Source organism: Microbacterium sp. CFBP9034 (genome assembly GCF_034045255.1).
GTDB lineage: Bacteria > Actinomycetota > Actinomycetes > Actinomycetales > Microbacteriaceae > Microbacterium.
Window position 1 is genome coordinate 349,951 of sequence record NZ_JAXCWC010000002.1, and the last position, 22,527, is coordinate 372,477.

Annotated in this window: 19 protein-coding genes; 4 read left to right on the forward strand and 15 right to left on the reverse strand. The window is 70.3% G+C overall.

Annotated features, from left to right (window positions below):
* Nucleotides 1-17: 17 nt before the first annotated feature.
* Nucleotides 18-848, reverse strand: coding sequence for an undecaprenyl-diphosphate phosphatase (locus SOM19_RS12850; protein ID WP_320486994.1), 831 nt, complete (start codon nucleotides 846-848; stop codon nucleotides 18-20).
* A 51-nt stretch (nucleotides 849-899) separates the two neighbouring features.
* A complete protein-coding gene (locus SOM19_RS12855; protein ID WP_320486995.1) occupies nucleotides 900-2,210 on the reverse strand; it encodes a UDP-glucose dehydrogenase family protein in 1,311 nt (436 codons plus the stop codon).
* A gap of 181 nt (nucleotides 2,211-2,391) precedes the next feature.
* On the opposite strand from SOM19_RS12855, the gene SOM19_RS12860 reads away from it, so the two are divergent.
* Nucleotides 2,392-3,651: an acyltransferase family protein gene (locus tag SOM19_RS12860; RefSeq protein WP_320486996.1), complete on the forward strand. Its 1,260-nt coding sequence runs from the start codon at nucleotides 2,392-2,394 to the stop codon at nucleotides 3,649-3,651.
* Nucleotides 3,652-3,705: 54 nt separating this feature from the next.
* On the opposite strand, the gene SOM19_RS12865 is transcribed toward SOM19_RS12860, so the two are convergent.
* Entirely contained in the window at nucleotides 3,706-4,620 is a 915-nt protein-coding gene (locus tag SOM19_RS12865; RefSeq protein WP_320486997.1) for a hypothetical protein, read from the reverse strand.
* Nucleotides 4,621-4,820: 200 nt separating this feature from the next.
* On the opposite strand from SOM19_RS12865, the gene SOM19_RS12870 reads away from it, so the two are divergent.
* Nucleotides 4,821-6,242, forward strand: a complete 1,422-nt coding sequence (locus tag SOM19_RS12870) for a right-handed parallel beta-helix repeat-containing protein (protein WP_320486998.1) — start codon at nucleotides 4,821-4,823, stop codon at nucleotides 6,240-6,242.
* A 4-nt stretch (nucleotides 6,243-6,246) separates the two neighbouring features.
* On the opposite strand, the gene SOM19_RS12875 is transcribed toward SOM19_RS12870, so the two are convergent.
* The 10 genes from SOM19_RS12875 to SOM19_RS12920 all read right to left on the reverse strand — a co-directional run bounded on the left by SOM19_RS12875 (nucleotide 6,247) and on the right by SOM19_RS12920 (nucleotide 18,045).
* A complete protein-coding gene (locus SOM19_RS12875; protein WP_320486999.1) occupies nucleotides 6,247-7,308 on the reverse strand; it encodes a glycosyltransferase family 4 protein in 1,062 nt (353 codons plus the stop codon).
* Nucleotides 7,305-8,291: a glycosyltransferase gene (locus SOM19_RS12880; protein WP_320487000.1), complete on the reverse strand. Its 987-nt coding sequence runs from the start codon at nucleotides 8,289-8,291 to the stop codon at nucleotides 7,305-7,307. The genes SOM19_RS12875 and SOM19_RS12880 overlap by 4 nt, the downstream gene beginning before the upstream one ends.
* Nucleotides 8,292-8,318: 27 nt before the next feature.
* Nucleotides 8,319-9,650 (reverse strand): Wzz/FepE/Etk N-terminal domain-containing protein, encoded by a 1,332-nt coding sequence (locus tag SOM19_RS12885; RefSeq protein WP_320487001.1) that lies wholly within the window; start codon nucleotides 9,648-9,650, stop codon nucleotides 8,319-8,321.
* Entirely contained in the window at nucleotides 9,641-11,107 is a 1,467-nt protein-coding gene (locus tag SOM19_RS12890) for an O-antigen ligase family protein (protein ID WP_320487002.1), read from the reverse strand. The genes SOM19_RS12885 and SOM19_RS12890 overlap by 10 nt, the downstream gene beginning before the upstream one ends.
* Nucleotides 11,104-12,045 (reverse strand): hypothetical protein, encoded by a 942-nt coding sequence (locus SOM19_RS12895; protein WP_320487003.1) that lies wholly within the window; start codon nucleotides 12,043-12,045, stop codon nucleotides 11,104-11,106. Before SOM19_RS12895 ends, SOM19_RS12890 begins: the two co-directional genes overlap by 4 nt.
* A 52-nt stretch (nucleotides 12,046-12,097) precedes the next feature.
* Nucleotides 12,098-13,165, reverse strand: a complete 1,068-nt coding sequence (locus tag SOM19_RS12900) for an acyltransferase (RefSeq protein ID WP_320487004.1) — start codon at nucleotides 13,163-13,165, stop codon at nucleotides 12,098-12,100.
* A gap of 107 nt (nucleotides 13,166-13,272) precedes the next feature.
* Nucleotides 13,273-14,277, reverse strand: coding sequence for a glycosyltransferase family 2 protein (locus SOM19_RS12905; RefSeq protein ID WP_320487005.1), 1,005 nt, complete (start codon nucleotides 14,275-14,277; stop codon nucleotides 13,273-13,275).
* Nucleotides 14,274-15,392: a glycosyltransferase family 4 protein gene (locus SOM19_RS12910; protein ID WP_320487006.1), complete on the reverse strand. Its 1,119-nt coding sequence runs from the start codon at nucleotides 15,390-15,392 to the stop codon at nucleotides 14,274-14,276. The genes SOM19_RS12905 and SOM19_RS12910 overlap by 4 nt, the downstream gene beginning before the upstream one ends.
* On the reverse strand, nucleotides 15,389-16,996 hold the full coding sequence (locus tag SOM19_RS12915) for a lipopolysaccharide biosynthesis protein (protein ID WP_320487007.1): 1,608 nt from the start codon (nucleotides 16,994-16,996) through the stop codon (nucleotides 15,389-15,391). The genes SOM19_RS12910 and SOM19_RS12915 overlap by 4 nt, the downstream gene beginning before the upstream one ends.
* Nucleotides 16,993-18,045, reverse strand: coding sequence for a glycosyltransferase (locus SOM19_RS12920; protein ID WP_320487008.1), 1,053 nt, complete (start codon nucleotides 18,043-18,045; stop codon nucleotides 16,993-16,995). The genes SOM19_RS12915 and SOM19_RS12920 overlap by 4 nt, the downstream gene beginning before the upstream one ends.
* A 244-nt stretch (nucleotides 18,046-18,289) precedes the next feature.
* Here SOM19_RS12920 and SOM19_RS12925 point away from each other — a divergent pair, with 244 nt between their 5' ends.
* Together SOM19_RS12925 and SOM19_RS12930 are read left to right on the forward strand one after the other, a co-directional pair.
* Nucleotides 18,290-19,582: a polysaccharide pyruvyl transferase family protein gene (locus SOM19_RS12925; RefSeq protein WP_320487009.1), complete on the forward strand. Its 1,293-nt coding sequence runs from the start codon at nucleotides 18,290-18,292 to the stop codon at nucleotides 19,580-19,582.
* Nucleotides 19,583-19,718: 136 nt separating this feature from the next.
* Nucleotides 19,719-21,224 carry a sugar transferase gene (locus SOM19_RS12930; RefSeq protein WP_320487010.1) on the forward strand — a complete coding sequence of 502 codons (1,506 nt, stop codon included), beginning with the start codon at nucleotides 19,719-19,721 and terminating at the stop codon, nucleotides 21,222-21,224.
* Here the strand turns inward: SOM19_RS12930 and SOM19_RS12935 are convergent.
* Together SOM19_RS12935 and galU are read right to left on the reverse strand one after the other, a co-directional pair.
* Complete coding sequence (locus SOM19_RS12935) at nucleotides 21,202-21,402, reverse strand: hypothetical protein (protein WP_320487011.1); 201 nt, start codon at nucleotides 21,400-21,402, stop codon at nucleotides 21,202-21,204. The genes SOM19_RS12930 and SOM19_RS12935 overlap by 23 nt on opposite strands.
* Before the next feature lie 202 nt (nucleotides 21,403-21,604).
* Entirely contained in the window at nucleotides 21,605-22,498 is an 894-nt protein-coding gene (gene galU, locus SOM19_RS12940) for a UTP--glucose-1-phosphate uridylyltransferase GalU (protein ID WP_320487012.1), read from the reverse strand.
* Between the last annotated feature and the right edge of the window lie 29 nt (nucleotides 22,499-22,527).

A 22,527-nucleotide genomic window follows, 5' to 3' on the forward strand; every position in this document is an offset into this window, starting at 1 on the left:
GGCGCTCCGCCGACCGGTCAGAGCGGCTGCAGGACGCCGGTCGCGAGCAGGACGATCAGTGCGCCGCCGAGGACCAGGCGGTAGATGACGAAGGGCAGGAAGCTGCGCTTCTTGATGTACGACATGAGGAACGCGATCACGGCGAGCCCGACGCCGAACGCCACGACGGTCGCCACCGCTGTGTCGAGCGGACCGTAGGGACCGCCCGGCTCCTCGAAGCTCTTCCACAGCTCGAACAGCCCGCTGCCGAAGACCGCCGGCACCGCGAGCAGGAACGCGTACTCCGCGGCCGCCGGGCGCGTGTAGCCGAGCGCGAGGCCGAGCGTCGTCGTGGCCCCGGAGCGGGACACGCCGGGAATGAGCGCGAGCGCCTGCGCGAACCCGAGGGCGATGCCGTGGCGGTACGTCAGCTGGGTCAGCTCCCGGGTGCGGCGGCCCCACCGGTCGGCGGCGCCGAGCAGGAGTCCGAAGACGATCAGCATCGTCGCGGTGAGCCACAGGTTGCGGAAGGCGTCCCGGATGACGCTCTGCAGCGTGAACCCCAGGATGACGATCGGCAGCGTCCCGATGATGATGAGCCAGCCGAGACGCGCGTCCGGGTCCGCCCGGTCCACTCGCCCGAACAGCGATCGCCACCATGTCGAGACGATGCGGGTGATCGTCTTCCAGAAGTAGACGAGCACCGCCACCTCGGTGCCGATCTGGGTGATCGCGGTGAACGTCGCCCCGGGGTCGGTCGCGGACGGCAGGAACTCCCCGACGATCCGCAGATGTGCGCTCGACGAGATGGGGAGGAACTCCGTCAGCCCCTGCACCAGGCCGAGGAGGATCGCTTCAAGAAGCTGCACGGGATCGGTCCGCTCGACGTCGCGACATCGGGCTGTGCACCACTGCCCCGGTCAGGGACGGCCCATGCCGTAGTACGTCCAGCCCGCGGCGCGCCAGGCGTCGGCATCCAGCCCGTTCCGTCCGTCGACGACGATGCGTCCCGTCGTGAGCGTGGAGGCGTGCTCGGCCGGCAGCTCGCGGCGGTACTCGTCCCATTCGGTGACCAGCACGACGGCGTCGGCGTCGCGGATGGCGTCGTCGCGCTCCTCGGCATACGACAGCTGAGGGTGGATACGGCGCGCGTTCTCGATCGCGGCAGGGTCGGTCACGATGACATCGGCGCCGAGGCCGTGCAGGCGCACCGCGACATCCAGGGCGGGGGAGTCGCGGATGTCGTCGCTGTGAGGCTTGAAGGCGGCACCGAGGACGGCGACCTTCTTCTCGAACACCGAGCCGCCCATCGCGTTCACGACGAGCTCGACCGCCCGATCGCGGCGGCGCATGTTGATCGCGTCGACCTCGCGCAGGAAGCCGACCGACTCGCCGCGCCCGAGCTCCTCGGCGCGGGCCGCGAACGCGCGGATGTCCTTGGGCAGGCAGCCTCCGCCGAACCCGATCCCCGCTCCGAGGAAGCGACGTCCGATGCGGGCGTCGTGGCCGATCGCGTCCGCGAGCTGCGTCACATCGGCACCCGTCACCTCGGCGATCTCCGCCATCGCGTTGATGAACGAGATCTTGGTCGCGAGGAAGGCGTTGGCCGCCACCTTGACCAGCTCGGCGGTGGCGTAGTCCGTCACGATGAACGGCGTGTTCTTGGCCACCGAGGGGTGGTAGACCTCGCGCAGGATGTCGGCGGCGCGCTCGCCGTCCGGACCAGCGGGGACCCCCGCCACGAGACGGTCGGGGTCGACGGTGTCCTGGACCGCCCAGCCCTCGCGGAGGAACTCGGGGTTCCAGACGAGCGTCGCGCCGGTGGGCGTCACCCGCTCGGCGAGCGTGGCGGCCGTGCCAACGGGGACGGTCGACTTGCCGGCGACGATGTCTCCCGGGCTGAGGTGCGGGATCAGCTCGTCGACCGCCGCGTTGACGTAGGTCATGTCGGCGGCGTACCCGTCCTTCTGCTGTGGCGTGCCGACGCCGACGAAGTGCACCTGGGCGCCGGATGCGGCGCCCATGTCCGTCGTGAAGCTCAGGCGGCCCGAGGCGATCCCCTCGGTGAGGATCTCCTGCAGCCCCGGCTCGAAGAACGGTGCGAGCCCCTTCGACAGCGCGTCGATCTTGCGCTGGTCGACGTCGATGCCGACGACCTCGTGGCCGATCGACGCCATTGCTGCGGCGTGGACGGCGCCCAGGTATCCGCAGCCGATGACAGAAAGACGCATGGGTCTCCTCAGAGTGGGTGAGTGGGACCGAGCGCCGTCGCCCGTTGAGTAGGTCCATTCCTACCCAGCCGCTGTTACGGCGAGGTTACTTGCGGGTGTAGTTGTGGCGTCGCCGAAAGGTTTCACCGCTCGGCCCCTGAGCGTTACATGCTCGACACGCGCCCTTCCTAGACTGCGGAGCGTGCCAGCCGGAACCGATCCGAATCAGCGCCACCTCGACATCGTCGAAGTGGAGCCCTCGTGGGGCCGGCGGATCGTCGGGATCGAGGGGCTGCGCGGCATCGCCGCGACGGCCGTGCTGGTATCCCACGTGAAGGGTCTGACGGCGGCGGATGCCGACCTCGGCGCCCTCGCGCCGGTTCTGCCGCTGCTCGCCTACGGGCTGACCCTCTTCTTCGCCCTCTCGGGATTCCTCCTCTACCGGCCCTTCGCGCTGGCCCTCCTCACCCGCACCCGCAAGCCCGACCTCGCGAAGTACGCGGTCAACCGCGCTCTTCGGATCTACCCCGCCTACCTCGTGGTGCTTCTCGTCGTCTCCCTCGTGCTGGCCACCGCCAACACCGCGCCGCTGACGGTGGCGGACTCGGCCCGCGGCGACCGGGTCGGGTATCTCGGCGACCCCCTGCTGCTGCTGCTCAACGCGACGATGCTGCAGACGTTCGTGCCATTCGGCGTGCAGACGGGCATCGGCGTCGCCTGGAGCCTCACGGTCGAGCTCGTCTTCTATGTCGTCATGCCGCTGCTCTTCCTGGCTGTCTGGGCGCTCCGGCGCCGCGGAGGGCTGCTCGCGGCGTTCGCCCCCGCGGGAGTGATGCTCGTGATCGGCGTCACGACGAAAGCGCTGTCCGCGCCGCTGTACGCCGGGCTGACCGGTGACGAGGCGCTCGTGGCCGGGTGGGGTGGCACCTGGTCCGCCGTGCTCGCGCGGAGCTTCCTGATGCACGCCGACCAGTTCGCCTTCGGCATGGCGGCCGCCGTCCTGCTCGAGTACTTCCGGCAGACCCACGAGACCCCGGCGCACCTGCGGCCGTGGCGCTGGGGCATCCTGGCGGGCGGTCTCGCCGCCGCGATCACCGCCCGCGTCCTCGACCTGGGCGTGTTCGAGGACACCGTCTTCGCCGCCGCGTGCGGAGCGCTCCTGTTCTTCGTGGCCTGCCCGTCGCGCTCAGGAGCCGGCGGCGCCTTCGCCCGGGCGCTGGACTGGGGCCCGATCCGGTACACCGGCCTCGTCTCGTACAGTATGTACCTCTGGCACATGAGCGTGATCTGGCTCGTGCTGCGTCACGGCCTGGTGGTTCCCGGCGACACCCTGGGCGCGTTCCTGGCCAACGTGGTGATCGTCCTCGCGGGGACCCTGGCGCTCTCGACGGCCAGCTACTTCCTCGTCGAGCGGCCCGCGCTCCTGCTCAAGTCGCGGATGGGTGCGCGCGCGGCGCGCTGACGGCGGAAGCCCCGGCTGCTCGGCGCAGCCGGGGCTTCCTGCGTCGATCTGCGGCTAGACGCCCGCCCATCGCTTGAACGTCAGCAGCATGTCGCCGGCGACCGCGCTCGGAACGACGTGACCGCCGGTGGTCTCCCCGCCCGCGTGAATGTACGACGAGACCTCCGTCGCCACCGGGCCGGCGAGATTCATCAGCGCGAGAGCGTTCTGCGCGGGCGGGACCACCTGGTCGGCGGGATTGTACGAGCAACGGATGCGCGTGCCCGTCCACGAGGACTGCGGACGGTTCGCGGGGTTGGTCGCCTGGATGACGGCTTCGTCGTAGCCGTACGCGGGGCCGACCTTCTCGGGGGCTCTGACGTACGCGTCCCACACGTCGTAGACCGAACTCGCCATGTACATGCCCGACATCCGGTCCATGATCCTGTTCGAGTAGGCCCACGACATCAGCGCGCCGCCCCCGGAGTTCGCCCGCTGGAAGTTGTAGAAGGGGCGCCAGAGCGACGTGATGTACGCGACGGCGTTGCGCTGCGCGGCGATGGCGGCCGGCGACACCCAGGCCGAGGCGCCGCCGTTGTTCGGGCAGATCGAGATCGCGCCGAAGTCCACCGTCGGCTCCGCGGCCGAGTTGAAGGCCGTGTTGAGGGCGGAGTAGCTGCTCCCGTTGGAGTGGTAGAACCAGACGACCGGCACCCACGCCGTTCTGCTGGGCTTCGATGCGTGGGGCACGAACAGCCGCGTCCGGTCGCCCTGGATGACCACGTCGATCATCTCGTAGGGGTTGCCGGCCCGGGTATAGAGGGTGGCCGCCCGGGTGAGTTCGCCCGGGAGCTTGGGGATTTTCGAGTAGTCGGCAGCCGACGCCGCCGCACCGCCGCCGAGCGCTCCGGTGGCCGCGCCGAGCGCCGCTGCCGCCGAGCCGGAGAGGAAGAGCCGTCGGGTGAGGCCGTCCTTGTCCTGAGATTCCACTGGACTCCAATCGTGTGATTCGCGCGGGCCACGGAGTGGGTTCCGCCGCGTTTCCACTATCTCGGCGCGGCCGCCGGTCATCGCGCCGGATCCACAAGACTTAACAGAGCGGGCTCCGAGAATTTACACTCACGACCCCGCGCGCCGACACAATGGCACCAATCAGTGAACGCACGTCGACGAGAGGGAATGCTCGCCACATGACACCCATCGCGCCAAAACTCCTGGGTCTGATCGCCGCAAGCGCTGCCGTCGTCGCCGTCGTGGTGACGAGCATCGCGCTGTCTCCCGCGCCTCGCGGGCAGATCGAGGGGGATCCGGATGCCGCGACCGCGGTGACCGCCTCGTTCGACACCACTACCGCCTCGTTCGACACCTCCACCGCCTCGAGTGCGACCGCTTCGAGCACGAGCGAGCAGCCCACGCGCGTCAGCGTGAGTGCGCTGGCCAGCGGCTATGCCGTCTCGTGGAATCCGATCACCTCGTCGAGCGCGTCGGGCTACTCCGTCGTGCGCGTCGACCCCGACGGGGCGGCGTCCGTGGTCGCGACCGTGCCGCTGTCGACCACCCTGTACCGGGACGAGACCGCTGTCGTGGGAGAGCCCTACGAGTACCGTGTCTCGGCGGTGCCGTGGCTGGCGCGGTCCGCCATGACGACCCAGGCATCCGAGACGGCCAGCGCTCCGAGCAGCGGCGTCGTGGCGAGTGAGATCACCGCGACGGAGCGCTGCCCCGCTGCGACGGTCCGGGTCTCGACCGCCCCGCAACTGACCGCCGCGCTGCTCGACGCGACCCCCGGCGCCGTCATCGTGCTCGCACCCGGACGCTATGTCGGCCAGTTCAAGCTGCGAAGCGTCGACGGTGGAGCCAAGCGCATCTGGATCTGCGGTCCCAGCACCGCCGTCCTCACGACGGGCGCCAGGGACACCGGATCCGCGCTGATGCTGACGGGCGATGCCAACGTGGTCGTCCACGGACTGTCGTTCGCCGACTCGCAGAAGGGCGTCATGGTCATCACCGGCAAGCGCATCACCCTGCGCAACATCACCGTGACCGATGTCGGCTACGAGGCGGTCCACTTCCGCACGCAGACGGCCGACTCGTTCATCATCGGGAGCACCATCCGGCGCGCCGGGCTGGTGGAGCCGCGCTATGGCGAAGGCGTCTACGTGGGAACGTCCGGGAACAATCTCTGCAGCCAGAACTCCTGCCAGACCGACACCACGACACGCGTCCACGTCATCGACAACAGCATCTCGGAGACCGGCGCACAGCCGATCGAGGCCAAGGAGGGCACCTCTTCAGGCACCATCGCGGGCAACCGGGTGAGCGGCAGTGCGTGGATGGATGAGTACTCCAAGGGGGTCGTGCTGGTGAAGGGAGACGAGTGGTACACCTCCAACAACAGCGTGGCGGCGGCCCGCGGCTACGGTTTGGCCGTGATCTTCAGCGAGGACGGCTCGGGCGACGGCAACGTCTTCGTCGGGAACGCGATCACCGGGTCGCCCTCGCTCGGCATCTGGGTGCACAAGCCGTCCTGGCCCGCCATCGCGCCGACGGTGTACTGCTCGAACTCCGTCGTTTCGCCGACCCCGCTGTCGAACGTCACATGCCGACCGTGAGCGATCAGGCTCCGCGGAGTGTGCTGAGCCAGAGCTCCTCGACGCGCGGATAGACCGTCGCGGCCGCGTACTCGCTCACGTAACGGGCGTGACCGGCCGCGGCGGTCTGCTCGAGGCCCTCGGGGTCCGCCGTGACGGCGTCGAGCGCGGCCGCGAAGGCGTCCACGTCGCCGGGCGAGACCATGACGCCGGCACCGCCGCCGAGCACCCCCGGAATCCCGCCCACCGTGGTCGAGATGACGGCGTTGCGCCGCGCGAGGGCCTCCAGGATGAACATGGGCATCGCCTCATCTCGGGAGGGGAGGACGGCGACCGCTGACCTGTCGAGCAGCGACATCAGCTCGCTGTGCGGCAGGGACCCGGCGATCACGACGTTCGCGGGCAGGTCGTCGAGCAGCTCGGGCTCCACCGCGGGCCCGGCGACATGCAGCGTCCAGCCGTTCGCCGGGTCGCGTCGCCGCCAGGCCTCCAGCAGCACATCGACGCCTTTGCGGCGGGTGACGGCGCCGGCGAACACGACGAGCCGCTCCTTGCTCGAGGGCGCGCCGGCGGGCACGGCGTTCTGGACGAACTCGACGCGCGTGTCCGGTGCCAGACGGGTCACCTCGGCGATCGTGATCTGGCTGAGGGCGACGACGACGTCTGCGCGGCGCAGCGTCTTGGCGACGAGCGCCGGGGAGCGCTGGGCGAAGTCGACGAAGGTGCTGCCGTGCAGGTGCGCCGTCGTCCCGTAGCCCAGGCACGACGCCCAGCGCAGCAGCAGGCCCTCGCGGATGAACGAGCCGCCCTGCGACAGGTGGACCGCCACGACGGTGCGGTCGCGGCGCCCGAGGAACGGCATCCGCACCGCGGCCGCGAGCATGAGCGCGAGCGCGGCCGGCCCCATGCCGCCGTTGCGCGTGGGGAGGAGCCGGACGTCGACGTGCTCGAACGGCCAATCGAGGTAGGCGTTGACGACCTGCGTCATGCCGCCCGCCACCTCACCGCGACGGCCGACGTGCCACACCTGCGGAGGCGTCGTGGTGCCGGGCGCGACAGGGCGCGCCCGGCTGGTCAGCACGCTCACCGGCCGGCACCCGCCTCATCGCGCGTCTGCGTGCCGGACGCGATGCGCAGCGACGCGGCCTCGAGCAGCACCGCGGCGTCGAGGTCCTCGACCTCCAGCGCAGACCCGATGCCGATCTGGCGCAGGAGCGCCGCGATCTGCTCCTGGTGGTCGTCCACGTGCTCGCTGCGGGCGGAGCGCCGCACCGCCGCCACGGGGTAAACCCCCATCTCGAGCAGACCGAGGATGGTCCCCACCCCCGCATGCGTGACGACGAGGTCGGCTTCCCGGGCGGTCATCTCGAAGTCCTGGGCATCCATCTGCTGGACGACTCGTCCCGGAAGGTCGTCTCGTCGGGTGTACCCGAGCTGCCAGGTCGTGTCGGGGCCGGCCAGACCGGTGGCGAGAACGGCGTCGACCAGCGAATCGAACCGGTATCCCTCGATGGTTCCCAGCGTGACGAAGATCTTGAGCGGCTGCACGGGAGCTGTCCCACGGGGCTCGGAGTCGAAGGTCTCCAGCACGCTGGGGTGAACGCCCCACCGGCCGTGGGCCCAGCCGGGGTGCTGTGTGCGCATCTCCGTCGTCCGCAGCGCGTACAGCGCCCGTCCGCTGAGCGACGGCCCCTGGACCCGGGACACGCTCTCGATGTAGAGGGTGGGGATGCCGCGCATGCGAGCGGCGGGCAGCGCCGCAAGAGCGAGAGCGGCTCCTGTGCTGACGGCCGCATCGAAGCGCTCGCTCGCGAGTGCCGCGTTGATCAGGCGGAACGCCTCGGCCGTCGAGCGCCAGTCGCGGGGCCGGATGTAGGGGACCATGAGCGTGCGGCGCCCGGCGAGGAGCGACCGGGTCTGTGGCGCGTCGAAGCTGATCCAGAGCGAATCGTCGTCTGCCCCGAGGCCGGGGGCCAGACGGGACAGCTGGGCGATGTGTCCGCCCGTCGACGCGGCGAGGAGGAGTTTCCGGGGCGTCTCAGGTGCCAGGTGGGGGAGGGGGCGGGGCATGGCGTGTCCTCTCGACGAGTGGTCAGGTCAGGTCAGCGTGCGGGCGTGCGGCGTGACGGCGACCGCGGGGTCGGCATCCATGCCCGCCCGCGGGACGCGCGTGAGGACGGCGCCCTCGAGGGACGCGCCGATGCCGCGAAGCGTCTCCACGGCGGACGCGACCTCGGCGGTGTCGACGCGTCCCGAGGCGACGGCCAGCAGACAGCGGTCCACAGCGACCACCGCGATCAGGGAATCGACGGACCGGAGAACGGGCGGCGAGTCCACGATGACCACGTCGAACGCCTGCGCGAGCGCCGAGACCGAGAGGGCGAAGTCCTCCTGGTCGAGGTCGCCGCTGCGGGCGTCGGCGAGGGCGTCGACGAGGACGATCTTCGACTCGCCGGCATCGACGAGGGCCTCGTCCCTGGTGCGCGTCGGGATGCCGAGCAGGTCGCGCTGGCGGCCGTACTGCACGTCGGCGTCGAGGACGGCGACGCAGGATCCGCTCTCCACGAACGACGCGGCGAGGTTCGCGGCCAGTGTCGAGGCGCCCTCTCCGCCGATGGTCGACACGACGCCGATCACGGTGCGCCCGCTGTCCGCGGTGAGCGCCAGCCGGGTGCGCAGCCGCCGGACGGCCTCTGCCTCCGGCGAGTCCGGAGCATCTCGCAGAGCGAGGTGGTCGGCATCCGCGCCGCGGCCGAACTCCGGCACGCCACCCAGGTACCCGAGCCCGAGCCGCTCCACATCTGCTCGGGAGTGCAGGCGCTTGTCGCGGAGGGTGAGCAGCAGCACGATGAGAAGCGCCACGAACAGGCCGACGAAGATGCCGACCGCGACGTTGGTGATCAGGTTCGGGCTGGAGGGGGCGAGGGGATCGACGGCGGGCTGCAGTACGACGATCTTCACAGGACCGGGGCCCCCACCCGCCGGGGACTCGAGGGTGTTCACGACGTAGTCGGTGAAGCTGTCGGCCGTCGCGGTCACCAGCTCGGTCGCATCGGCGGGGTTCGCCGCCGACGCCGACAGCTCGATCACCACGCTGTTGATGGGCACGGTCGCGCTGACGCTCATGGCCAGCTGGGCCGGGGTCACCGCGAGGCCAAGATCCTCCACGACGCGGCCGAGGACGGCGGGCGAATCGACCACCTCGACGTAGGAGAAGACCTTCTGGATGGCGAAGTTGTTGGCCTGGACGAGGTCGCCCGACGTCGCCGTGGCGGGCGACTCGAACGACACGAACAAGCGGGCCGTCGCGGTGTACGACGCGGGTGTGGCGTAGGCCGCGACGGCGCCGATCGCGCCCCCGACGAGGGCGAGCCCCGCCAGCACGAGCCAGCTCTTCTTGAGCATGCGGTAGAAGCGTGTCAGGTCCATGGTGATCCTCCGGTGGTGCCGAGAGCAGGCGAGAGCGGTGTGGTGGCCGGGCGGTGCAGGGCGGAGCCCGGCGGGGGAACGAGTGGGTCGGGGTGCCGGTACGAGCTCACGCTCAGCAGCACGATCACGCCGACGAGGGCATGCAGGTAGTAGACGGCGTCCATCACGTTGAATCCGACGAAGGAGACCGTGAGGGCGATGGTGGCCGCGCCGGCGCCGATGTCGCGATGGCCCAGGGCGTTGACCACCAGCCCGGCGAGGAGCGCCGCGATCGCGAGCAGTCCCAGTACTCCGAGGCTGACCAGCAGCTGCAGCGCCGAGTTCTCGATGATGACGTCGTCGTAGATGTCGGCCGCCATCCCCGAGGTGCCCGGGCCGGAGCCGAGCCAGCCGAAGTGCTCGGCGGTCCTCAGCGCGATGACGACGCCGAGATCGCGCGTCGCGCTGGAGCGGACCGCCTCGATCGAGTCGGCGCGCTCCTGCAGGGGGCCGAAGTTGGCCGCGAAGACGACGCCCAGCAGGCCGATCACCGCGAACCCCAGCATGCGCGCGCGCACCCGCACCGCGCGGTCGAAGAGCGAGCAGACGAACACGAAGGCCGCCGCCGCCGCCACGGCGAGCAGAGAGCCGCGCGAGACCGTGGCGAATACTCCGAGCGTCGCGAGTCCGGCGAAGGCGAGGTCTCGGACCCGCCCGGACCGCATCCAGTCCGCGATCGACAGCGAGGCGGGGATGGTGAAGAAGGCGGCGGCGAACAGCGGGTGCGAGAAGGACGCGACCGCGCGATAGACCGACCAGCTGTCGAGCTCGGTGTTCAGCCGGCCGATGGCGTTGTACAGGGTGCCGTAGATCGGCGAGCTCTGCAGAACCATCTCGATGAACGCGTAGCCGCCGAGGATCGCGCCCGACCACACCAGCGCGCGGCGCAGCAGGATTCCCTCGGCTCTCGAATCCGGCACGAGCATCGGGGCGATCACCGCGGTGAGGAAGCTCATGCTCCAGCTGATGCTGATGGAGGGGACGATCGTGGTCGACAGCGAGAACAGCACCCAGAGCAGGACGAAGGCGGCCGGGATGTAGACGAAGAGGCGGATGCCGCGGCCCTCGAACGCGGGCAGGTCGTAGCGGCCGGGAGGCGGCCCCTGGCGAAGCACCAGGCGACGGAACACCCAGATCACGATGATCAGCGTGAGCGGCGTGAGCGCCCGGAAGGGGCCGTCGTTCGGGATGAACCGGCTGGGGACGAAGGCGAGGATCAGCAGCGAGGTCGCCGGCAGCCAGTGGACCGGGAGGAGGAACAGCGTGACGACCAGTCCGAGCGCGAAGGTCGCGCCGACGATCGACACGACGTCGAAGCCCGCCCGGATCGCCACGAGGGTGCCGAGCGCGGTGAGCACGACCCCCGCGCCTCCGAGGAGCGCGTAGGTACGACGCGAGATGCTCCGCGCACCGGTCACGTCGCGCACCCTCCCGCGAACTCGACCAGATCGGCGCCGAGCTCGTCGACGCCCACTTCACCCATGGACACCGAGGCGCCGGCGGCGGTGAGCGCCTCGGCCAGAGCGCCGGAGTTGCGTGCGGTGAACGTGTCCTCGCCGTCGGCCCCGACGAAGCGGAACGCGCTGCCGGTGGCACCGAGCACTTCCGTGCTCTCCACGGGATTGTCGGCCGCGCCCGGTCGGCCGCGGTACGCGTCGGCGATCAGCTCGGTCGCGGCGGCATAGTCCGAGGCCACCGTGAGGTCGGTCATCGCCTCGACGCCGTACCAGCAGCCCGCCTCGACGGCGCCGCGTGTCAGCGAGTTGAGCGAGACGAGCGCGCCCATCCCCTCCGAGACGAGCAGGCGCGGCGCCAGCCCGGTCTCACCGGTCAACCACGAGACGATGTCGATGACATCGCTGGACGCGGTCGGCGACCCCCAGGAGTCACCGTGCAGATCGCCGGTCGCCACGACCCAGCCTGCGGAGACGAGCGGTGCGATCCACGCCGTCTCGGCGGCCGATCCGGCGTCGCCGCCCTGCCCGTGGAAGAACACCGCCACGCCGACGGGGGTGCCGCTGGGCAGGATCTGCACCACCTGCTGGCCATCGAGGGTGGCCGTGAGGGTGGCGGCCCCGGCGGGTACGCCGACTCCTGCGACCGTCTCCGTCGGCGCCTCGAGCACGGCATCCGGGATCGACGGGGGAGCGAGGACTGACAGCGAGACCCCCGCCACGAGCGCGGCGATCCCCACGCCGAGCACGACCGTCCCACGGCGGTTGAGCCGCTCCATCGGCGCCGGGCGCCGAGCGCCGTACGGGGCGCGTCGCCGCGGCGGCGCGGTCGCGAAGGCGGTGTCAGTGGTCGGGGCGTTCTCCCCGCGCCGTCGATCGGACCGGGTGGTGGTGGTGCTCACGGTGGTTCTCGCTTCGGCTCAGGGGATGGATGTCGTGAATCCCGGAGGGGCGTCAGTTCGACGCGGCGCGCGACCGCGTGGCCGAGCGCTTCCTCATGGGGGGTACGTACAGCCACCGCACCTTTGTGGTGAGCTTCGAGAGGACGATCGAGAGGTAGGTGACCGCGACGGCGCAGCCGGCGGTGATGAGCATGCCCAGCGCGCCGTCGACCGGCGGGAGGAGCAGGCCGATGATGAGGGCCATCGTTCCGATGAGGAACAGGTGGATCAGGTAGATCTGAAGGCTCCACTCGCCGATGGTGGACAGCACGCCCTCCACCGGTCGCACGCGGGCGAGGTACTTGCAGGCGATGAACCCGCCCGCGACCGCGAGCACCTGCATCACGGTGGCCGCGAACGGCACCGAGCGAACGGCGGGCAGCAGCACGAAGAGGGCCGCACCCGCGAGGTAGACGGTCGCGATGGCGCCCAGCTGCCACGGCCGGGCGTTCGCGATGAAGGCGTGGATCTGGCGCGAGAACAGCGCCCCGATGAGGAAGAACAGGAACAGCGCCGCGATCCGATTCCAGCCCACGTTGTGGAAGTTCAGCCAGCCCGACGTGACCGCCGCCGACAGCAGCGCCGCGGCCGACACCTTGAGCCACACCGGGACCCGGTTCAGCGCCCACACGCCGAACGTGAACCACACCAGGGCGTAGAGGAACCAGTAGCTGCTGCTCGGCCACACGAAGAGCAGGAGCAGGCTGAGGGGATCGGTGGCGGCCAGGGCGCCCAGGTCGCCGTTCGTGCCGGGGATGATGACGTAGAACGCGAACCTGATGAGGGACCACACGACGTAGAGCCAGAGGATCGGAACGAGACGCCGCTTCCACAAATCGACGAAGCTCCAGTTCCCGGCGCGCGCGGCGAAGAGCCCGGCGATGAGGAAGAACGCCGGCATCGGGAACGACTCGAGCGCGGCCTTCGCCCGGCCGGGGAACCCGGTGATCCCTTCCGCCTCGAGGAAGAGATACGTGTGGAAGAACACCACGAGGAACATGGCGAGACCCTTGGCGACGTTCATCCACGCCTTCGGGCGCACATCGCTGGTGATCAGCGGGGTTCGTGTCGTCTCGGTCATGGTGTCGCCTGTCATCGTCCGTGCGATCAGTGGTCCCAAAGGTAGGTGGCGTCTGTTTCTGGCCTATGACGCATGAGCGACGATCGCGGAAAGCTTGCGCGTCGGTCTCATAGCCGGCCTCCGAAGCGATCCAGCGTGCGCGCGTACGCATTCGGGCTCGCCCAGCCCAGCGTGTAGAGGGCGATCCGAGTCGCGTCGCGGCGGCGGACGAGCGCCCACCACTGCGCGATCGACATGTCGCCCCGCACCTCGCGGACGAGTGCCTCGGCATCACGGGCCAGGTACGCGCCGCTCGTGGCGTCCTTGAGCCGGGCCAGCGCGCCGTAGCGCGCCCGGTAGTACAGGTACTCCGTACTCCGCAGCGCCGTCGCGTCGATCGCGGCCATGCACCGCCCGACGACCGTCCCGAGGGTGCGCAGCGAATCGGCGCGCCGTGCCCCCGAACGGATGATGGAGCCGGTGCGAAGCCGGTAGGTGTACACCTCCTTGGGGAGGTAGGCCACGGTCGTCGCACGGGAGAGCGCCTGAGCCACCATCGCCTGGTCGGAGTGCTGGCGGATCGGCGTGAACTCGATGCGGTCGAGCAGGTCCCGGCGGAACAGCTTGTTCCACAGGTGTCCCGTCAACTCGCCCGTGAGCAGCATCCGGAAGGCCGCCGCCCCCGACGTGGTCGCCACGGCCGGCAGCGCGCCGACCGGCTTCGGGCCGCGCTGCTCGGCGACCACCGTCGCCTTCGCGCACACCACGTCGGCGTCGTGCTCGATCGCCGCCGTCAGCATCGCGCGGGCGGCGTCGGGCGCCCACTCGTCGTCGGCGTCGACGAACCAGACGTAGTCCGCGCTGGCCGCGGTGACCGCGGCCCGGCGAGCGGCCGCCACTCCCTGGTTCCGGGGGAGCGCCACGAAAGCCACCTCGGAATGGGCTTCAGCCAGGCGGGCGGCGATCGCCGCCGTGCCATCGGAGGATCCGTCGTCGACGATCACGATCTGGATGTCGACGTCGCTCTGCAGGAGGAGGCGCTCCACCGCGCTCTCGACGAAGTCCTCGGCGTTGAAGCACGGCACGATCACGGAGACCGCGCGCTCGCCGGCGATGCCCGACCCCGCGGTCACGCGGCATCCGCCCGGTCGAGCACCAGACCGAAGACCCGACTGAGATCGCGTCCGCTCGACTCGACCGAGAACCTGTCGAGCCAGGCGTCGATCCCGGTGACCTCGAGCTTGCTCGCCCGGATCACCGCGTCGGCCAGATCGGCGGGATGCTCCGTGAGCGCCAGCTCCCCGGTGATCCCGGGGACGATGGCATCCGCGACCCCGAGAGCGCCGGAGACCGCGACCGAGGGAACGCCCACGGCCGCCGCCTCGACGAGGACGTTGCCGAAGCCTTCGCGCACCGACGGAAGCAGGACGACCGCGTTCTCGTCGAAGTGCGCGAACCAGTCCTCCACCCACCCGTGGTTGACGAAGGTGACGCCGGATGCGCTCGCCGCGGCGACCATCGAGTCCAGCAGCGGGCCGCCCCCGAACGAGACGACCTCGGCCCGGATCCCGCGACGGGTGAGCTCGGCGGCCGTCGCGATCGCCAGCTCCGGTCGCTTCTGCTCCACCAGCCGGCACGGAAGGACGAGCTGCACGCCGTTCTCGATGCCCGTCTCCCGCGGCACTCGCTCGCGCCCGCCGATCTTCGCCGTGGCGGGATTCGCCACGACGGTCATGCGGTCACCCCGCACGCCGAAGCCGGCGACCAGCTCGCCGCCCACCGGGTGCGAGATCGCGATGACATGATCGGCGCGGGAGTACAGTCGCCGCGCCATCCACACCTTGGCCCGGTGAGCACGGCTCGAGCCGGGAAGACCCAGCGACACCAGGTTGCGCTCGCTGATGATGACGCGCGGCCCCGCGCCTCGAGCGAGCATGGCCGCCGTGATCAGCACGAGGTTCGCGTGAGCCTGGAGGCCGACGGCGAGATCCGCCCCCGTCACTTCGAAGAGGTCCTGCACGGCCCGCGCCTTGGCCAGATGGCCCTTGGCGGTGCGGACGGTGTACGCGGCGACCCCCGCCGGGAGGTGAGCCTCGTCCGCGACCTTGGCCGTCGTCACCACGCTCACGGTGTGCCCCTGCTCGACGAGCCATCCCATCCAGGTCCGGGCGACGAACTCGGCACCCCCGCCGTGCAGCGACGGCACGACGAAGAGCAGCGAGAGCGGGGGTGTGGGGTTCTCAGTCATCTTTCGGTCCCTTCAGGACGTACATCCGGGGGTGGAGGAGCATCTCCCGGGTCCATGCCGTGCGGCGCGCCGAGGGTGTCCTCGCGCTCCACGTCCTCTTCGCGCTGCGTGAGCTCGGCGGGCGTCGCCGTGCGGGAGCGACGCCGGAGGAGCTTGCGGGCGGAGAGGAGGGAGAGGAGGTCGCGGCGGTATCGCGGCCAGATCAGTGCGACCAGTGCCATCCATGCCAGCAGCACCGCCGTGCCCGTGAGGAGCCGGATCCAGGTCAGCCCGGAGGGGATGCCGATCGTGGCGAAGTACGAGACGATGCACGCCGTGCCGTACACGACGATGGCGCGGGCGCCGTTGGCGAGGAGCGCGCCCGCCGGGGCGTCGGAGGTGCGATGGATCCACAGGAGCACGAGCGGCCACATCAGCGCGGCGCATGCCGAATAGGCGATGGCGACGCCCGTCATGCCCCAGATCGAGCCGACGATGATGGCGACGATCATGAGCGGTCGTGTCACCAGCGCGTAGTGCAGGTTCTGCCTCATCAGGCCCTTGGACAGGAAGACCCAGTACGCGGCGTAGCCCGCGGCCTGGAAGAAGCCGGCGATCAGCAGGATGCGGAAGATCGGGATCGTCTCGAGCCATTGGTCGCCCAGCATGATGGTGATGACCGACTCGGCCTGTGCGCCCAGCAGCGCGAGCAGCGCCCCGACCGCCGTCAGCAGCGCCGACTGTCCGAACGTGAGGAAGGCGGCGTAGCGCGCGCGATCGTCCTGGATGCGCGACAGCACCGGCAGCGCGACGCGGGTGGACGGCGCGTTCAGCTGCTGGAGGGGCAGCATCATGAGCTGGAAGGCGCGGTTGTAGAGGCCTAGGTCGGCGGCGCCGAACCGCGCGCCGATCACGATCGAGTCGACGTTGCGGCTCGCGTAGTTCAGCACCTGCGTGCCGAACATGTTGACCCCGTACGCGAGGAGTCCGCGCATCTGCTCGCGCCGCGAGACCCATCCGGGGAACCACCCAGTGAGGATCAGGAGCAGCACGATGGCCGCGAGGGTCTGCGCGATCTGCTGGGCGACGAGCGCCCAGTACCCGGCGCCGGCGAAGGCGAGCGCGAGCCCGGCCGCGAGCGCGATCACCTGCGCCGAGGTCTCGATGACCACCAGGCGGCCGAAGCGGAGCGATCGCGACAGATCGGCGCGGAACTGCGTGGAGAGGCCGTTGAGGAGGAAGGTGACCGAGAGCGCCGCGGCGATCGGCTGCAGGCGATCGTCGCCGTAGAACGCGGCGATGAGCCAGGACATGCCGATGGTGACCAGCATCAGCGCAGCTCCGATGGAGCTGTTGATCCAGAAGAGGTTGCTCTTCTGCCCGGCAGTGAGGTGCTTCACCTGGATCGCCGCCGAGCTGAGCCCGAAGTCGCGGACCAGCTCGCCCACCCCGATGATGGCGGTGACCATGGCCAGCAGCCCGTAGTCGGCGGGCGTCAGCAGGCGCGCGAGGATCATGATGCCGCCGAGCTGCACGACGATCCGGATCACTTGACCGGCGATCGTCACGGCCGCTCCCCGCGAGGCGGACTCGCCCAGCGTCGCCGTGGTGGTGCCTCCGGTCATCGGCGGCGCGCTCGAGCGATGGCGGTCCGGTACGCGCCCTCGATGATCCGCCCGACGTGATCCCAATCCCGCGCCGAGAGGTCGGGCTGCGCGGTCCGCTGAGTGGTGCGCACCTCCGCGAGGGCGTCCAGGATGGTCGCGGGGGTCAGGTCGCCGTCGTACTCGATGATCCACCCCGGCCCGACCTCGGCCGAGAGCGCCGAATTGGCGGGGGACCGGGGTGCGAGGACCGGCCGGCCGAGCGACATGGCGACGAGGATGGCCCCGGAGTTGTGCATTTCGCGGTACGGCAGGATCGCGAGCTCGGCCCGGCCCACCTCGTGCGTCAGCTCGGCGTCGGACACGTAGCGGAGCAGCGCGGAGATCCGCGGGTCGCGGGCGACGTGCGCCTCGACGATCTCGCGCTGCCCCACGCTGGGGGATCCCACGATCCGCAGGTCGAGATCGGGGTCCGGGATCTCCGAGAAGACGCGAGCGAGATGATCGACGCCCTTGTAGGGCCGGATGATCCCGAAGTAGAGCAGGTGACCGCGCTCGGCCGGCGGAAGCGGGTGCGCGGCGTAGGCCTGCCGATAGTGCCCGTGCAGGGCCGTGACCACCGGTCGGTCCGTAGGCGGCACCGTCGTCGGGTTCAGCCGGATGTAGAGGTCGGTCGCCCGATCGAGCCGTGCGAGCGAGCGGCGCTCCGCATCGTTCCCCGGCTCGTGCGGCTCCACGTTGTGGAGGTGGCGCACGATCGGCGTGCGCAGGATCTTCGCGCGGAGCAGGAAGACGTCCAGGTATCGACGGCGGAGGAAGCGCTTGGTCGGCGTCTTGGCTCGGATGGTGAGTTCGGGCCAGTGGACGTGGAACACGTCGTAGCGGGTGAGGATGGCGCGCGGCCACGAGAAGAAGCGGTGCTCGACGCGGGGGTTGTCCATGCCGACCATCTGGTCGACGAACTTCGTGTGACCGTCGGGCGGGACGAGCGTCTGCTGGATGACCAGCTTGGCGGCCGATTCGTCGACGGCGGGCATCGACTGCGCATCACGGGCGGCGGTTGTCGTCATCGTGTGCTCTCCGTGGATCAGGGGCTGGGGCAATGACGACCTTGTCCGTGGCCGACGATACCGACCTCGTGCTCGCCGCCCGGACGTCTTCACGAGGTCGGCACCGACTGTTTACGTCGCGGAAATCGAGCGGTGCCTACACTCGGTGCCAGGCCGTGGACGTCCTGTCCGTCGACCAGATGCGTCGACGGAGCGGCGCCTCCGACGTGTGCGCCGCGTGATGACGACCGTTGGAGGAGCATCCGTGAGCAGTTCGATCGTGACCCGCGTCCGCTGGGCCTGGCGCAGCCTGGTCATCCGCAGCGGCATCCCGGCAGCCCGAGACCGTGCGGCGTTCGCGCGGGCGTTCCCCGGGGCTGCTGCGGCGGACACCCATGTGCTCCTGGTGGCACCCGGAGCGGGGAACGTCGGCGACCAGGCGCTCTTCGAGTCCTTCGTCGAGGGGACGACCGGGCACATCTCCGTCGTGGCACGCCGGATCGACGACGTCGCGATCCCTCCGGCTCATGCCGACCGCATCACGGTCATCACGATGCCCGAGCTCGTCTACGGCATGGGGGGCGCGCACCGGCGGGAGGTGGCCGAGCTCGCGCGACTGCTCGCGCGGGCCTTCGACTTCTCCATCGTCGGCGCCGACATCATGGACGGCCGCTACGTGCTGCGCGCCTCCGTCAACCGGTCGGTGGTCGCGGGAGCGGCAGCGGAGGCCGGCATCCCGACCCGGATCCTCGGATTCAGCTGGAACGGGAGTGCCCGTCCGCCGGCGCGGCGCGCGCTCGTCGCAGCGTCACGAAGCGGCGCAGTGCCGCTGCTGCGCGACCCGGTCTCGCTCCGGCGCGCCGAGAACGACGGCGTCACCGGTGCGGTCCTCGTGGCCGACATCGTCTTCACCGCGGCATCCGTCGACCCGACCTGGGCCGAGGAGTACGCCACCTCCGCCCCGCTCGCGATCGTGAACGTCAGCGGCTTGATCTCCGACGGGGTCGACCAGACCGCGGAGTACGCGGAGATCATCGACCAACTGCGGGACGGGGGCTACGAGGTCCTCCTCCTTCCGCACGTGTCCCGCTCCAGCGCGGACGATGTTGTGGCATGCCAGGCGGTCCGCGAGCGGGTGGGTCCCGAGCGCGTGCGCATGGCGTCGACGCTGCCCACGCCCGCCCAGGTGCGCGGTCTGACGGCGATCGCCGACGTCGTCGTCACCGGACGCATGCACCTTGCGATCATGAGCCTGTGGAACGGCACGCCCGCTATCACCCTCGCGACGCAGGGGAAGGTGGAGGGGCTGATGGAGCTCATGTCCGCTCCGGAGCTGTGCGTCGCCCCGGAGCCGGGGTTCGGCGCCGTGGTCGTCTCCGCGCTCAGGGCGATCCTCCCCGCCGGATCTCCGACGCGGGCCGCGATCGGCGCAGCACTGCCGCGCGTGATCGAGCTCGCCCAGGGCAATCTGAACGGCCTCGCACGCCCGGAAGAGGGTCTTTCCGGGCCGTTGCCGGCATCCGCCGGCGCGGCGGCTCGAGGTTTGCCTTTGCTGTAACACTGCGGTAACCCGCAGTTGGAATGAGAACGTCAAGATGAACTCGGGGGCCGTCTCTGGGGTGCGACGGGGGGCGGACCTGTTTCGCCTCTCGACGCATTCTCCAAGACCCGATGAACTGGGAAGTGGTGGAGCGATGGCAGCGACAACGGTGATCGACAACGAGCGGATCAGACTCGACAGGGCGGTTCCGCAGGTCGCGGCGCCCGCGCCGGCACGGTCGGCCAGGTGGGCGCGGCGCTATGCGCGGACCCTCGTCATCTCCGACAACGCGGTCGTCTTCGCGCTCGTGGCGGCCGTGGTCGTGGGCGTGCCCCACCCTGAGCTCGTCGAGGCGCAGTCGTTCGGCCCCGAGGTGCCGATCTCGGCCGTCGTGGTGGTGCTGGGCGCCGTGGTGCTCGCGCTGCTCTCGCTCACCGGCAGCCGGACGTCGCGCGTGGTGGGCGTCGGCAGCCAGGAGTACCGGGCGATCGTCCAGTCCACCTTCCTCGCCTTCACGTCCGCCGCGCTGCTGGCGTACATCCTCGACGTCGACGGTCTGGAGTTCGTCCTCGGCATCGGCCTGATCGCCGTCACGGTGGGCCTGGTCACCTCGCGCTGGCTGTGGCGGCGCTGGCTCGTCGCCAAGCGGCGCCAGGGTGCGATGTCGAACCGCGTGCTCCTCGTGGGCTCCGAGGAATCCGTGGCCGTCACCGCCCGCGACCTCAAGCGCACCCCGGCCGCCGGCCTGCACGTCGTCGGGGCGTGCACGCCCTCCGGCCGGGTGGCGGACTACATCCCCGGCACCGACATCGCGGTCTCCGGTTCCGTGGACAACCTGATCCAGGCGCTGCAGCGCGTGGACGCCGACACCGTCCTCATCAGCAGCTCGAACGAGCTCAGCCCCTCGATGGTGCGGTCGCTCAGCTGGCAGCTCGAGCCGGGCCGGCACCACCTCATCGTCGCGCCCAGCCTGACCGACATCGGCGGCCCTCGGCTGCACACCCGTCCGGTCGCCGGCCTGCCGCTGGTCCACGTCGAGACGCCCCGCTACACCGGGGGCAAGCTGCACGCCAAGCGCACCTTCGACCTCGTGGCGGCCGGCATCCTGATCCTGCTGCTCGCTCCCGTCCTCATCGGCGTCGCCATCGCGGTTCGCACTTCGAGCCCCGGTGCGGTCTTCTTCCGGCAGGAGCGGATCGGACTCGGCGGCGAGCGGTTCCACATGCTCAAGTTCCGCTCCATGTACGTCGACGCGGAGGACCGGCTCACCGAGCTCGCCGCCCAGGCCAATCGCGGCAACGACATCATGTTCAAGATGCGCGACGACCCCCGTGTGACCGGCGTGGGCAAGGTCCTGCGGCGCTTCAGCATCGACGAGCTCCCGCAGCTGTTCAACGTGCTGCTCGGCGACATGTCGCTGGTGGGCCCGCGGCCGCCGCTGGAGCGCGAGGTCGAGCAGTACGCGGATGCCGTGCACCGCCGCTTCCTCGTCAAGCCGGGCATCACCGGGCTCTGGCAGGTGAGCGGCCGCAGCGACCTTGATTGGGACGAGACGGTGCGACTCGACCTCTTCTACGTCGAGAACTGGACTCTGACCGGCGACCTGACGATCCTTCTCAAGACCGTCAAGGCCGTCCTCAAGAGCGAGGGCGCGTACTGACCTGGACCCGCTGACCGTCCGGCGGGACGGTCGCGTCGCTCTGCTCACGTCGCATCATGTCGAGTTCGCGCGCGTGCTCGCCGGCGGCCGCGGTGCGGCCGATGACGACGGCGACGACAGCGGCGAGGACGAGCCAGGCCGCCACGATGGCGATGATGACGAAGACGGGTGAATCCATGGCGAGGCGACTCTCCATTGAGTCCGGTGGAGCGCGGTTTCCAGTGCTGTCAGCGACGCCCTGAGACGTGCTGGCGTAGGGATTCTATCAGCACCAGCCCGCGGGACGGGGCGGATGCGGGCGCCACGGCCCGCTCGCATCCGCCGGTCGGGCACGCGAAGACGCCCGCACGAATCGTCCGTGCGGGCGCCTCGATGTGCGGTCAGGCCAGGGTGGGGGCGACTTCCTTGATCCAGGCTGCGAGCTCGGGGCCGAGGTCGTCGCGGTCGAGCGCGAGCTGGATGCTGGACTTGAGGTAGTCCAGGCGGTCGCCGGTGTCGTAGCGCCGGCCGGTGAAGACGACGCCGAGCACGGGGCCCGCGATGTCCTCGTCCGCCGCCAGCTCCTCGAGCGCGTCCGTCAGCTGGATCTCGCCGCCCTTGCCGGGCGCGGTGTTCTCGAGCACGTCGAAGATCTCCGGCTTGAGGACGTAGCGGCCGATCACCGCCAGGTTGCTGGGGGCATCCTCGGCCGACGGCTTCTCCACGAGCGCCTTGATCCGCACCACGTCCGACTCGTCCGTGCGGTCCACATCGGCGCAGCCGTAGAGATGGATCTGCGACGGATCCACCTCCATCAGTGCGACCACGGTGGCGGAGCGGCTCGTCGACACCTCGATCATGCGCGACAGCAGCGGGTCGCGTGCGTCGATGAGGTCGTCGCCGAGCATGACGGCGAACGTCTCGTTGCCCACGTGCTTCCGGGCCCGCAGGACCGCGTGACCGAGGCCCTTCGGATCTCCCTGCCGCACGAAGTGGATGTCGGCGAGCGAGCTCGAGTGCATGACGCGCGCCAGCTTCGCGGCATCCCCCTTCTGCTCCAGCGTGTGCTCGAGCTCGGTGACGCGGTCGAAGTGGTTGGCGAGCGCGTTCTTGTTCCGTCCGATGATGACGAGGATGTCGTCGATGCCTGCGTCGACCGCTTCTTCCACGACGTACTGGATCGCGGGCTTGTCGACCACGGGGAGCATCTCTTTGGGCATCGCCTTCGTCGCCGGGAGGAATCGCGTGCCGAGGCCGGCCGCGGGGATCACTGCCTTGATGGAGGTTTTCGTCATGTCCCCGACGCTACCCAGGCCGGATGAAG